General features: G+C 71.6%; 11 protein-coding genes and 1 pseudogene. 1 reads left to right on the top strand and 11 read right to left on the bottom strand.

Going from position 1 to position 12,754, the window contains the following annotated elements:
* Nucleotides 1-99: 99 nt before the first annotated feature.
* The 4 genes from AB0I66_RS27220 to bldG all read right to left on the bottom strand — a co-directional run bounded on the left by AB0I66_RS27220 (nucleotide 100) and on the right by bldG (nucleotide 4,512).
* Nucleotides 100-681, bottom strand: a complete 582-nt coding sequence (locus AB0I66_RS27220) for a small secreted protein (protein WP_363210554.1) — start codon at nucleotides 679-681, stop codon at nucleotides 100-102.
* A 199-nt stretch (nucleotides 682-880) separates the two neighbouring features.
* Nucleotides 881-3,289 carry a sodium-translocating pyrophosphatase gene (locus AB0I66_RS27215; protein WP_363210553.1) on the bottom strand — a complete coding sequence of 803 codons (2,409 nt, stop codon included), beginning with the start codon at nucleotides 3,287-3,289 and terminating at the stop codon, nucleotides 881-883.
* Nucleotides 3,290-3,618: 329 nt separating this feature from the next.
* Complete coding sequence (locus AB0I66_RS27210; RefSeq protein WP_363210552.1) at nucleotides 3,619-4,056, bottom strand: ATP-binding protein; 438 nt, start codon at nucleotides 4,054-4,056, stop codon at nucleotides 3,619-3,621.
* Nucleotides 4,057-4,170: 114 nt separating this feature from the next.
* Nucleotides 4,171-4,512 (bottom strand): anti-sigma factor antagonist BldG, encoded by a 342-nt coding sequence (bldG, locus tag AB0I66_RS27205; RefSeq protein WP_003975386.1) that lies wholly within the window; start codon nucleotides 4,510-4,512, stop codon nucleotides 4,171-4,173.
* Between the two features lie 80 nt (nucleotides 4,513-4,592).
* On the opposite strand from bldG, the gene AB0I66_RS27200 reads away from it, so the two are divergent.
* Nucleotides 4,593-7,046 carry a DEAD/DEAH box helicase gene (locus AB0I66_RS27200; protein WP_363210551.1) on the top strand — a complete coding sequence of 818 codons (2,454 nt, stop codon included), beginning with the start codon at nucleotides 4,593-4,595 and terminating at the stop codon, nucleotides 7,044-7,046.
* A 237-nt stretch (nucleotides 7,047-7,283) separates the two neighbouring features.
* Here the strand turns inward: AB0I66_RS27200 and AB0I66_RS27195 are convergent.
* The 7 genes and pseudogenes from AB0I66_RS27195 to ssd all read right to left on the bottom strand — a co-directional run.
* Nucleotides 7,284-7,649 (bottom strand): annotated as a pseudogene (locus tag AB0I66_RS27195) (Rv3654c family TadE-like protein); the annotation flags it as partial.
* Nucleotides 7,646-8,038 (bottom strand): TadE family type IV pilus minor pilin, encoded by a 393-nt coding sequence (locus AB0I66_RS27190; RefSeq protein WP_363210550.1) that lies wholly within the window; start codon nucleotides 8,036-8,038, stop codon nucleotides 7,646-7,648. The gene AB0I66_RS27190 and the pseudogene AB0I66_RS27195, both read right to left, overlap by 4 nt.
* Nucleotides 8,025-8,228 carry a DUF4244 domain-containing protein gene (locus tag AB0I66_RS27185; RefSeq protein WP_363210549.1) on the bottom strand — a complete coding sequence of 68 codons (204 nt, stop codon included), beginning with the start codon at nucleotides 8,226-8,228 and terminating at the stop codon, nucleotides 8,025-8,027. The genes AB0I66_RS27190 and AB0I66_RS27185 overlap by 14 nt, the downstream gene beginning before the upstream one ends.
* A gap of 72 nt (nucleotides 8,229-8,300) precedes the next feature.
* Nucleotides 8,301-9,086, bottom strand: coding sequence for a type II secretion system F family protein (locus AB0I66_RS27180; protein WP_363210548.1), 786 nt, complete (start codon nucleotides 9,084-9,086; stop codon nucleotides 8,301-8,303).
* Nucleotides 9,083-9,928, bottom strand: coding sequence for a type II secretion system F family protein (locus AB0I66_RS27175; protein WP_363210547.1), 846 nt, complete (start codon nucleotides 9,926-9,928; stop codon nucleotides 9,083-9,085). Before AB0I66_RS27175 ends, AB0I66_RS27180 begins: the two co-directional genes overlap by 4 nt.
* The gene (locus AB0I66_RS27170; protein WP_363210546.1) at nucleotides 9,925-11,100 is read right to left on the bottom strand and encodes a TadA family conjugal transfer-associated ATPase; all 1,176 of its coding nucleotides are present in this window, start codon (nucleotides 11,098-11,100) and stop codon (nucleotides 9,925-9,927) included. Before AB0I66_RS27170 ends, AB0I66_RS27175 begins: the two co-directional genes overlap by 4 nt.
* The gene (gene ssd / locus AB0I66_RS27165; protein WP_363210545.1) at nucleotides 11,097-12,245 is read right to left on the bottom strand and encodes a septum site-determining protein Ssd; all 1,149 of its coding nucleotides are present in this window, start codon (nucleotides 12,243-12,245) and stop codon (nucleotides 11,097-11,099) included. Before ssd ends, AB0I66_RS27170 begins: the two co-directional genes overlap by 4 nt.
* Nucleotides 12,246-12,754: the final 509 nt, after the last annotated feature.

The following is a 12,754-nucleotide window of genomic DNA, read 5'->3' as shown; positions in this document are numbered from 1 at the left end:
TCATTGTGACCCGCATACGCTCGTATACGCCGCTGCCCCGGCGCCGGGGGATCTTTCCCGAGGCTCCGGGGCAGCAAGTCGCAGAAGGGAAGGCGACCCCTACGCGGCAGAAGGCGTGGCGCTGGCCGACTTGCAGCTGTCCTGCTTGCTCATCGCCTTGCCCACCTCGCCCTCCTGCAACTTCTCCAGCGCCTTGTTGCCGCTCTTGCTCAGCTTGTCCAGCTCGCCCGCGACACTCTTGAGCCCGTCCGCGAAGTCCGCCTGGTTCTTGGTGTCCAGGCCGTCGACCTTCTTCTTCAGGTCGCCGTACGACTTGGAGATGGCGTTCAGTTCCTTGACCGCGTCGTCGGTCTTCTTCTGGCCGCCGTCGACCGGCGGGGCGCCCGCGTCCTTCACCGCGGTGCCCATCGCCTTGTAGGCGTCGGACATGTCCTGGAACGCCTTGGAGTCGGTCTTCTGGACGTCCTCCGGCGAGCTGTTGTCCGAGGTCTCCTTCTGGATCGCGGCGTTGGCGGCGGCGATCTTCTTCGACTGCGGCTGAACCGAGTCACAGACGTCCTTGGCCCAGGAGTCCAGCTTCTCGTTGCCGTCGTCGCTGCAGCCCGACAGCGCCAGTACCAGTACCGCACCGCCGGACAGTGCGGCTGCAAGCTTCTTGTTCACCGGATTGGTCCCTTCCATGGCTCTCGGCCCCGGAACTTACACGCCAACTGGGCTACAACCGCATGCCGGGGGTCCGGTACCACCCCTATTGAAGCCATTTGCACCAAGGCGAGAGCGCATGAGAAGGCTCACCAGAGAGCGCACGACACACACGAAAGGCGGACGCCGCGTCAAAACGCGCCGCCCGCCCCTGTGTTGGGCAGAGTCTGACCCGGCGTTACGAGACCACGGCCGGATCAGGCGAGCTTTTTACCGGCTCCGCACCACCTTCCTCCTCGTCGCCCACGGCGATGCCCCGCCTCTTGGAGACGTACACCGCGCCGATGATGACGAGGATCGAGAGCACCGCGATCAGTGCCCGCATCCCCGCGCTCGCGTCGTCCCCGTAGCTGAACTGGACGACCGCCGGCGCGATGAGCAGCGCCACCAGGTTCATCACCTTCAGGAGCGGGTTGATCGCGGGGCCCGCGGTGTCCTTGAACGGGTCACCGACGGTGTCGCCGATCACCACCGCGGCATGGGCCTCACTGCCCTTGCCGCCGTGGTGGCCGTCCTCGACGAGCTTCTTCGCGTTGTCCCAGGCACCGCCGGAGTTGGCGAGGAAGACCGCCATCAGCGTGCCGGTGCCGATCGCGCCCGCCAGGAACGAGCCGAGCGCGCCGACGCCGAGCGAGAAGCCGACCGCGATCGGCGTGAGCACGGCGAGCAGACCTGGCGTGGCCAGCTCGCGCAGCGCGTCCTTGGTGCAGATGTCGACGACGCGCCCGTACTCCGGTTCCTCGGAGTAGTCCATGATCCCGGGGCGCTCGCGGAACTGCCGCCGCACCTCGTAGACCACCGCTCCGGCCGACCTCGACACCGCGTTGATCGCAAGCCCCGAGAAGAGGAAGACGACCGCGGCGCCCAGGATCAGGCCGACCAGGTTGTTGGGCTGCGAGATGTCCATGACCAGGTTCATCGGAGCGCCGTCGCCCATTTTCTCGCCGACGTCCTTGGCCGCGCTCGCGATGGCGTCGCGATACGAGCCGAAGAGCGCCGCGGCCGCGAGGACCGCCGTGGCGATGGCGATGCCCTTGGTGATGGCCTTGGTGGTGTTGCCGACGGCGTCCAGGTCGGTGAGGACCTGCGCGCCGGCGCCTTCGACGTCACCGGACATCTCGGCGATGCCCTGCGCGTTGTCGGAGACCGGACCGAAGGTGTCCATGGCGACGATCACGCCGACCGTGGTGAGCAGGCCGGTTCCGGCGAGCGCCACCGCGAACAGGGCGAGCATGATCGACGTACCGCCGAGCAGGAACGCACCGTAGACGCCGAGCCCGATCAGGAGCGCGGTGTAGACGGCCGATTCGAGCCCGATCGAGATGCCGGCCAGGACGACGGTGGCCGGTCCGGTGAGGGACGTCTTGCCGATGTCCTTCACCGGACGCCTGCTGGTCTCCGTGAAGTAGCCGGTGAGCTGCTGGATCAGCGCGGCCATGACGATGCCGATCGCGACGGCGACGACCGCGAGGACCCGCGGATCGCCGTCATGACCGGCGATCGCCGCGTCCGTGACACCGTTCAGGTCGGAGTACGAGCCCGGCAGGTAGACGTAGACCGCCGCGGCCACGAGCGCCAGCGAGATGAACGCGGAGATGAAGAACCCGCGGTTGATGGCGGTCATGCCGCTGCGGTCGGAGCGCCTCGGCGCCACCGCGAAGATCCCGATCATCGCCGTCACGACGCCGATCGCCGGAACGATCAGCGGGAAGGCGAGTCCGGAGTCGCCGAAGGCGACCTTGCCGAGGATCAGCGCGGCGACGAGGGTCACGGCGTACGACTCGAAGAGGTCGGCGGCCATGCCCGCGCAGTCGCCGACGTTGTCGCCCACGTTGTCGGCGATGGTCGCGGCATTCCTCGGGTCGTCCTCCGGAATGCCCTGCTCGACCTTGCCGACCAGGTCGGCGCCGACGTCGGCGGCCTTGGTGAAGATGCCGCCGCCGACACGCATGAACATCGCGATCAGCGCCGCCCCGAGGCCGAAGCCCTCCAGGACCTTCGGCGCGTCGGCCGCGTAGACGAGCACCACACAGGAGGCGCCCAGAAGACCGAGCCCCACCGTGAACATGCCGACAACGCCGCCCGTGCGGAAAGCGATCTTCATGGCCTTGTGCGAAACGGCGGTGAGATCCTTTTCGGGTTCCCCTTCCGCCGGAGTGGCCTCTCGGGCGGCTGCCGCCACACGAACATTGCTGCGTACGGCGAGCCACATGCCGATATAGCCGGTGGTCGCCGAGAACACCGCACCGATCAAGAAGAAGATCGATCGGCCGGCACGCTGATTCCAGTCGTCTGCGGGCAGCAGCATGAGCAGGAAGAACACCACGACGGCGAAAACACCGAGAGTGCGCAACTGCCTGCCTAGGTAGGCATTGGCGCCCTCCTGGATCGCCTTCGCGATCTTCTTCATGCTGTCGGTGCCCTCGTCGGCCGTGAGTACCTGGCGTACGAGCACCCAGGCGACCACGAGAGCCGCCACCGCGACGGCCGCGATGACCATCACGATGAGGCGGTTGTCGTCGGTCAGTACTGCGGCTGCGAGGGTTGAGGGATGGTCGATCTGATGAGGGGTAGAAAGCCCCGCCATTCGTCCTCCTTGACGCTTGGGCTGAGCTCAAGATGTGGACGGATTGTAGGGAGCTGAACCTGATCAAAACAGAGCGCCGCAAACGGAATTGGCGCGAGATTGCTTCCCAGCAAATGATCGCGACCACAGATTGACCCCGAAAGCGGTAATGCCCCAAAAGCGTTGACGGCGACCGCCAGTCCCGAGGCAATTGACCGGGGCAATGATCCAAAAAGAAAAAGGCCCTGCTCCCGGGCGGGGAGCAAGACCTTGATGAGGCGAGGTGGAGCCGAAGCGCGCCGGGCCGGAGCCCGGCTCAGATCCGACACATGGACGGCTCAGGGATTGGCTCAGACGAGCGGCACCGGGGCCGTCGGCCACGTCATCCGGATGAGACCGCCGCCCTCGCCGGCGGTGACCTCCACGTCGTCCACGAGCCCGCTGATGACGGCGAGACCCATCTCGTCCTCGCCCTCGGCCTCAAGATCGTCGGCCGAACCGGACCCCGAGCCGGATGTCCGGTCGCCGGGAGTCGCGTGGGGGGCCTCGTCGCCGACCTCGATGGAGAACTGCTTCTCGTCCTCGATCAGGGCCACCCGCACCGGCGCGGAGACGCCGCTGCTCTGGTGCAGCCCGACGGCACGCGTGCAGGCCTCGCCGACGGCCAGCCGGACCTCGTCGAGGACGGCCTCGTCCACCCCGGCCCTGCGCGCGACCGCCGCCGCCACGAGCCGAGCAGTTCTGACGTGCTCGGGCAGCGCGCTGAAGCGGAGTTCAACGGTGGCCATGCATTCCCCCTCGGACATACGCGCGTGCTGTCAGGGGGCCGGGCCGAGGGCCCGGTCCCCTGCTGTACTGCCACCCCCGGGCCGCACAAGCAGGCGACCCGGGACATCCGGCTCTCAGTCGGTGGCCGCGACCGCTTCCTCGACCGAGGTGTGAATGGGGAACACCTTGGTCAGGCCGGTGATGCGGAAGATCTTCAAAATGCGTTCCTGGTTGCAGACCAGGCGCAGCGAGCCCTCATGGGCACGCACCCGCTTCAGGCCGCCGACCAGAACGCCGAGTCCGGTGGAGTCGAGGAAGTCCACGCCCTCCATGTCGACGACCAGGTGGAAACTGCCGTCGTTCACCAACTCGACCAACTGTTCGCGCAACTTGGGCGCGGTATAAACATCGATTTCGCCACCGACCTCGACGACCGTACGATCGCCGACGGTACGGGTCGACAGGGACAGGTCCACGGATCCTCCAGCACCTTGCTATCGAGCGGTCATCCCTCGGGACACCTCGGCAGAGCCCCCAGGACGGATCGCCAGCCGCGATGGCATTCAATCACTTACAGGCAGGCGTGCACGACGCCTTGGGACCATTGTCCATCCCGCCAGTGACACACTCGGTGCCGATGGCCAACTTTTCTCCGCCCGGAGGACCCGCCGCGGGCGCCCCGGTACGCACGTCTCCACGGACGGTCCTGGACCGGCTCACCGCGGGGCCGAGCCGTGCTTCGCGCGTCACTCATACGGAGCACTTGCCCCCGCGCGAGGCCCGGTATGCAGTCTGGCCTGATCGCATTCGCCCCGAGGTCGTCGCCGCGGTGCAGTCGGCCGGGATCGAGCACCCCTGGGCCCACCAGGCACTCGCCGCCGAGCACGCCCTGGACGGCGAGTCGGTCATCGTCGCCACCGGAACCGCCTCGGGAAAGTCGCTGGCGTATCTCACTCCCGTGCTCTCGGCCCTCCTGGACGGCTCCGAGGCTCCCAACGGGCGTGGCGCGACCGCGCTGTACCTGGCCCCCACGAAGGCCCTGGCCGCCGACCAGCGCCGCGCCGTACGCGAGCTCGCGGAGCCCCTCGGCAACGCGATCCGCCCCGCCGTGTACGACGGCGACACCCCCGTCGAAGAACGCGAATGGGTACGTCAGTACGCCAACTACGTCCTGACCAACCCCGACATGCTGCACCGCGGGATACTCCCCTCCCACCCCCGCTGGTCCTCCTTCCTGCGCGCCCTGCGCTATGTCGTCATCGACGAGTGCCACACCTACCGCGGCGTCTTCGGCTCGCACGTCGCCCAGGTGTTGCGCCGCCTGCGCCGCCTCTGCGCCCGCTACGGCTCCGACCCCGTCTTCCTCCTCGCCTCCGCCACCTCCGCCGAGCCGGCCATCGCCGCCGAACGCCTCACCGGGCTTCCCGTGAAAGAAGTCGCCGACGACGCCTCGCCCCGCGGTGACCTCGTCTTCGCCCTCTGGGAGCCCCCACTCACCGAACTCCACGGCGAGAAGGGCGCGCCGGTCCGCCGCACCGCCACCGCCGAGACCGCGGACCTGCTGACCGACCTGACCGTCCAGGGCGTCCGCTCGGTCGCCTTCGTGCGGTCCCGGCGCGGCGCCGAGCTGATCTCGGTGATCGCCCAGGAACGCCTCTCCGAGGTCGACCGCTCCCTGGCCCGCCGCGTGGCCGCCTACCGGGGCGGATATCTCCCCGAGGAACGCCGCGCCCTGGAGCGAGCGCTGCACTCCGGGGAGCTTCTCGGCCTCGCGGCCACCACCGCCCTCGAACTCGGCGTGGACGTCTCCGGTCTCGACGCCGTGATCATCTCCGGCTATCCGGGCACCCGCGCCTCGCTCTGGCAGCAGGCGGGCCGTGCCGGGCGCTCCGGGCAGGGCGCGCTGGCCGTCCTCGTCGCCCGCGACGACCCGCTGGACACGTATCTCGTCCACCACCCCGAGGCGCTGTTCCAACAGCCGGTGGAGTCGACGGTCCTCGACCCCGACAATCCGTACGTCCTCGCGCCCCACCTCTGCGCGGCCGCCGCGGAGCTCCCGCTCACGGACGACGACCTGGCCCTCTTCGGCCCGGCCACCGAGGACCTGCTCCCACAGCTGGAGGCCGCGAAGCTGCTGCGCCGCCGCACCAAGGCGTGGCACTGGACCCGCAGGGAGCGGGCCGCCGACCTCACCGACATCCGCGGCGAGGGCGGGAGGCCCGTCCAGATCGTCGAGGAGGGCACTGGGCGGCTCCTCGGCACCGTCGACGCGTCCGCCGCGCACACCGCCGTCCACGAGGGCGCCGTCCACCTCCACCAGGGCCGCACGTATCTCGTGCGCCGTCTGGACCTGGAGGACTCGGTCGCCCTGGTCGAGGAGGCCGGGCCGCCGTACTCCACGACCGCCCGCGACACCACGTCCATCTCCATCCTGGAGACGGACACCGAGATCCCCTGGGGTTCGGGCCGTCTCTGCTACGGCTCCGTGGAGGTCACCAACCAGGTCGTCTCCTTCCTGCGCCGCAAGCTGATCACCGGCGAGGTCCTCGGCGAGACCAAGCTGGACCTGCCGCCCCGCACGCTGCGCACCCGGGCGGTCTGGTGGACGGTCACCGAGGACCAACTGGACGCCGCCCGGGTCAATCCGGAGATCCTCGGCGGCGCCCTGCACGCCGCCGAGCACGCCTCCATCGGCATGCTGCCGCTCTTCGCGACCTGTGACCGGTGGGACATTGGCGGCGTCTCCGTGCCGCTCCACCCGGACACGCTCCTGCCGACCGTCTTCGTGTACGACGGCCATCCCGGCGGCGCGGGCTTCGCCGAGCGGGCCTTCCACACGGCCCGGGAATGGCTGACGGCCACCCGTCAGGCCATCGCCTCCTGCGAGTGTGAGGCCGGCTGCCCCTCCTGCATCCAGTCCCCGAAGTGCGGCAACGGCAACGATCCCCTGCACAAGCGCGGCGCGATCCGCCTGCTCACCACCCTCCTCAAGGACGCGCCCACGCCCTGAGAGTGAGGGGGCGCGTGCCGTCCGCCTCGGGGCTCGCTCCTGGCCGGCACGTCGGGGCGCGGGCCCTGCCCTCACCTCAGGCCTCCGCCCAGCAAGCCCCACAAGGGCATCTGGCCGCCCTCCGGTGCCGCGTGGCGGCCGTACCTCCGGCCGCCACCCGGTGGGCGCCACAGCCTCCGCGTGAGGCCTCGGCTCCGGTTCCGACTCCGGCTGCGGTTCCGGTTCCGGTTCCGGAGCGACCGGTCCCGCCGGCCCCGCCCGGGATCTGACCTCCGTCACGAACGGGCCGAGGCTCGCCGCAGCCGTGACATCCGAGATCTCGCCGCGCACCGCGCACCGCACGAGGCTCGCCCCCTGGGCCTCGGCCACCCGACCGGCCGTGGCACACGCACCCGAACGCCCCTCCATCCAGTGGTCCGCCGCCGCCAGTGCCGCCAAGTCGGCCGCGCCGCCGGCTCGATGACGGGCCACGATCACCTGCCCCATCGCGAGGACCGCGCCGCAGACGACGCACAGCACGGCCATCACGACGACGACCCACACCGTGGCGGCTCCCCGGTCCGAGGCCTTCCCGGCAGCCCGCCACCCGTCCCGCCCTCTCACGCGCTCACCCCCACCGTCTCCTCCGCCAACGCCACCGCCTCCGACCGCAGGCGCAGCCCGAGCCCCAGCGCCCCGGGCCCGGGCGAGTCCGCGACGACCTCCACCCGGACCAGGTCGCCGTCGCGTCGCACGGCCACCGCCGCGCCCTGCGGCGCCGCCTGCCGCGCCGCGGCCACGGCCGCGCTCTCGGGGTCCTGCCGGGCCATAGCCCGCGCCCCTGCCCGCGCCGCGTCCACGCACTGGATCTGCGCGGACGCGGTCAGCAACGCCCAGACCAGCGCCATCGTGAACAGCACGAGCGTGGGCAGCACCACGGCCGCCTCAGCCGTCACGAAGCCTTGGTCACCGCCACGGCCACGGCCGCCCCGCGCCCGTTCAGAACTGGACATCGAGCGCCTTCTCCACGACCGCCTGCAACGCGGCCCTGACCTGCCCGCTCGTCACCACCTTGTAGAGCAGTCCGGCGAACCCCACCGCCGCGATGAGCCCCATCGCGTACTCCGAGGTGACCATCCCCGCGTCCCCTCGCACCCCGCACGACCGGACCTTCGACGCCCGCGCACACAGCTGTCCCCACATAGCAACCCCCGTAGAATTTCCGTACGTTCTGTCATCGCGTTCCGTTATCGCGACTTCGATCGGTCGAGCCGCTCAGACGCCGCTCAACAACCCGCCCGCCAGGCCGATCAGCACGGGCAGCACCCCCACCGCGATGAACGCGGGCAAGAAGCACAGCCCCACCGGTGCCGTCATCAGCACCCCGGCCCTGCGCGCCGCGGCCGTCGCCGCGCGGCTCCGATCCGCCCTGCAGTCCGCGGCGAGGCGCGCCACCCGCTCCGCCGCCGGAGCCCCGGAGTCCCCCGCCCGTTCCAACAGGCGGGCCAGCGCCGTCGCGCCCGGTATCGCGCCCAACCTCCGCCAGGCATCGACTGGTTCGCCGCCGAGCCGCACCTCCGCCGCGCCCTGCGCCAGCCGTTCCCCGACCGGCCCCTTCAGCGCTTCACCGATAGCCTGAGCGGCCACGACGGGCCCCGCACCGGCGGCGACGCATGCCGCCAACAGGTCTGCGGCGAGCGGCAGTTGACGAGCCGCCTCTGCCGCGTCGAGTTCAGCGATGCGAGTCCCTCGCCCCCGCCACCAACGCCACACCCCGTACCCGGCACCGGCTCCCGCGAGAAACCCCGCGACACCGCCCACCAGCACCCACCCGGCACTCACCGCCCCGACCACCGCCAGCCACCCCCGCACCGCGCCCCGCCACCGGAACCAGTGCCTCCGCCGCTCCTCCGGCAGCCGCTCCACCACCCCGAGCACGACTCCCGTACGCCCCCTGGCTACCCGCTCACGCCGCGCGGCAAGCGCAGCCGACATCAGCCAGAGCACGGCCGCCACACCCCACACGGCCACCCCCAGCCTGTGGACAACAACAAGGCTCATCGCTCCTCCACCCCTCGTACGATCCGCAGCGCCCACCACACACCGGCCCCTTCCAACGCCCCGCCCACCGCCAGGCATCCGACCCCCGCCCCGGTGTGCAGCAACACCCGCAAGGGCTCCGCACCCAGCGCGCTCCCCATCAGCAGCCCGAGGACCGGCAGCCCCGCGAGCATCACCGCGGTCGACCGGGCTCCCGCCAACTGGGCCCGAAGATCGGCACGTTGGTCCCGCTCCACCCGGAGCGCACCCTCCAGCCGCTCGAGGCCCGCCGCGAGCCCGGCGCCACGGTCCACCGCCACCCGCCAGCACGCCGCGAGCCCCACAAGCCCTCGGGCCCCCGGCTCCCGCGCCGCGTCCTCCAGCGCCCCCGGCACATCCCCGCCGAACCGCGCCGCCGCGAGCACCCCGGCCCGCGCCTCACCGAGCCCGGCACCGGTCCCGGCCGCCACGGTCCGCAACGCCTCCCCCGGCTGCCGCCCGGCCCGCACCTCGCCCGCGAGCGACCCGCACAGCGTGATCACTTCGGTGGCCCGGCGCTCCTCTGCGAGCCGTGCGTCCCTGCCCCGCCGTACGCGCCGTATCAGCGGCACTCCGGCCGCTCCCACGACCAGCGGAAGCACGGACTCCCCGAGCAGCGCGACCGCCGCCCCGCACGCCAGCGCCCACCATTCGTGCCGCACCCGGCCGCCGACGCGGGCCATGGCCCGCTGCCATGCCGACGGCCCTGCCGCGTCCTCACCCCCGAGCACCGCCCGCGTCCGCCGCCGCTCACGGTCCCGCCCGACCCACAGCCAGGCCGAGCCGCCCGCGCACACAGCAGCCGCCAAGCCCATCGCGCTCATGGCCCCTCACTCCAACCGCCGCTCTCCAGGAGCGACTTCAGCCGCTCCCAGCCCCGCTCCCGTACGAACTCCTTCTCGCCCCATCGCAGCGCCGGCACCGTCACCACGAGGCCGGAGGCATCTCGTTGCAGGACATGCACCTCGGCGATCCGCCGCCGGCCTGCGCGGTCCCGTACGAGGTGGATGACCACGGACAGCGCGGCAGCCAACTGGCTGTGCAGCGCCGCCCGGTCGAGTCCCGCCGCCGTACCCAGCGCCTCCAGGCGGGCGGGCACGTCCCCCGCGGCGTTGGCGTGGACCGTGCCGCAGCCGCCCTCATGCCCTGTGTTCAGGGCGGCCAGCAGATGGACCACCTCCGCGCCCCGCACCTCGCCCACGACGAGCCGGTCAGGGCGCATGCGCAGCGCCTGCCGGACCAAGTCGTCGAGGCCCACCTGACCGGCCCCCTCCTGGTTGGCGGGCCTGGATTCCAGGCGCACCACGTGCGGGTGGTCGGGGCGCAGCTCCGCCGAATCCTCGGCGAGCACGATCCGCTCGCCCGGCCCGACGAGACCGAGAAGGGCGCTGAGGAGCGTCGTCTTGCCCGACCCCGTCCCGCCGCTGATCACGTACGAGAGCCGGGCGTCGATCAGTGCCCGCAGCACCCGGTCGCCGCCCGGCGGCACCGTCCCCGCCGCGGTCAGTTCCGCGAGGGTGAAGGCCCGGGGGCGTACGACGCGCAAGGAGAGGCACGTCGATCCGACCGCGACCGGGGGCAGCACCGCGTGGAGGCGGGTGCCGTCGGGCAGCCGTGCGTCCACCCAGGGCCTGGCGTCGTCGAGGCGCCGCCCCGCCACGGCCGCGAGCCGCTGCGCGAGCCGCCGCACAGCTGTCGCGTCCTCGAAGGACACCCCGGTCAGCTCCAGGCCGCCGCCGCGGTCCACCCACACCCGGTCGGGCGCGGACACCAGCACATCGGTCACCGAGGCGTCCGCGAGCAGTGCCTCCAGGGGCCCGGCGCCCACCAGTTCGGACCGCAGTCGCTCAGCCGTCCCGAGGATTTCCGCGTCGCCGAGCACCCTGCCCTGGGCCCGCAGCGCCTCGGCGACGCGGGCCGGGGTCGGCTCCGTGCCGTTCTCCGCGAGCCACTGGCGCACCCCGTCCAGCATCCGGGCCCCCACGACGGCGCTCATGAGCCGCCCCCGGTGGCGTCGACCGGAACCCGGTCCCAGAAGGCGGTGCAGAACCGGGCGAGCGGGCCCCGCGCGACGCCTCCGGGCGGCATGCCCCCGGCCTGCGCGGCCAACAGGTCGGCTTCCCTCGGCACTTCGCCGACGAGCGGCAGCCCGAGCAGCCGGGCGACCTCTTCCGCATCGAATTCCCCGGCGCCGTCAGGCCCACCGAGTCCGCCGCCTCCGCGACCGGCGCCTCCCCTGCCGACCACCACCCGCAGGTCCCGCAGCACCATCCCCACCGCCGAGGCGACCCGCCGGGCACCCGCGACCGCGCGCAGCTCCGCGGGCACCACCAAGAGCCCCAGATCCACCTGGGCCAGCGCCTCGGCCACTCCTTCGTCCACGCGGCGCGGCAGGTCCACGACCACCACCCCGCCCCGCCTGCGGGCCGCGGCGACCACCGCCCGCATGGCTTCGGGCGCGATGACCACCGCATCGCCCCGATCCCAGCTCAGGACCCGCAGGGAATGCAGCTCGGGCAGCGACTCCTCGAGCGCGCCCCCGCCGACCCGGCCCCTGGACTGCGCGAAGGCGGGCCAGCGGAGTCCGTCGGCGGCCTCGCCGCCCAGCAGCACGTCCAGCCCGCCGCCGAGCGGGTCGGCGTCCACCAGCATCGTGCGCCGCCCCGCGCGGGCCGCCGCGACGGCGAGGGCGCACGCCAGCGTCGAGGCACCGGCGCCGCCGCTCCCGCCGATCACTCCCACCGTGAGCGCGGGCCGCCCCACTCCCTCGGCGACATCGGCGATGCGGTCCACCAGCCAGCGCTCGCCGTCGGGCAGGACCAGCACATGGTCGGCCCCGATCTCGACCGCGCGCTGCCAGACCCCCGAGTCGTCCTGGTCCCGGCCGACCAGCACGACCCCGCGCCTGCGCACGGCGCCCCGCACCCGGTCCACCGCGTCGTCCCCGACGAGGATCAGCGGCGCCGCGTCCCAGCCGCCTCTGCGCTCCGGCACGCCGTGCTGCACCTCGGGCCGCGCTCCGGCCGCGGCGCACAGCCGCAGCAGGTCGTCCAGCAGGTCCACGTCTTCCGTGACGATCAGCGGTCCGCCCTGTCGTCCGTCGTTCGACGGCGACATGTCACGTGTAATCACTCCGGCCACGATCTCCAGCCCCCTCTCACTGCAAGCCCGTTGAATGCCGCGTTCCACATCGGCGATGAGTCGGCCAAAGCAATCCGGCCATGAACTTCGCGTGCAGAAGCAGCGGATTCAGCGTGCAGCGGTCCTGGATAACGTGTGGATCTTGGTCAATAACTGTGGACAAGGCGAGGGCTGTGAATATCCCCTTCACCCATACCGGTGACATCTCGAAGGTTTCCACAGAGCAGCCCGCCGACTACGCACCGTGACGGATCTTGGGCATGCGAAAGATCACCCAAAACGGCCGTCAGACGGCGTCAGGCGATCAGATGAGGGTCGAAAGAAGCCCGGAAAACCCATCCGGACATGCGACGACCCCCGCCGGGGGGGAGAGCGGGGGTCGTCCCCACGGTCCGACTCGGGGGGGGAGGAGCCAGACCGGGTTAGCACGGTCGCGAACGATCCGTGACTTCCATGGTGTACCCGAGAGCCTTCTCAGGCAAACCCACGCGCCTCACCTTACGCCGAAT

The sequence above is a fragment of the Streptomyces sp. NPDC050439 genome (genome assembly GCF_040655335.1).
In the GTDB taxonomy this organism is placed as follows: domain Bacteria; phylum Actinomycetota; class Actinomycetes; order Streptomycetales; family Streptomycetaceae; genus Streptomyces.
Note: the sequence above shows the minus strand (reverse complement) of the source record. Positions and strands in the feature narration are given on the sequence as shown.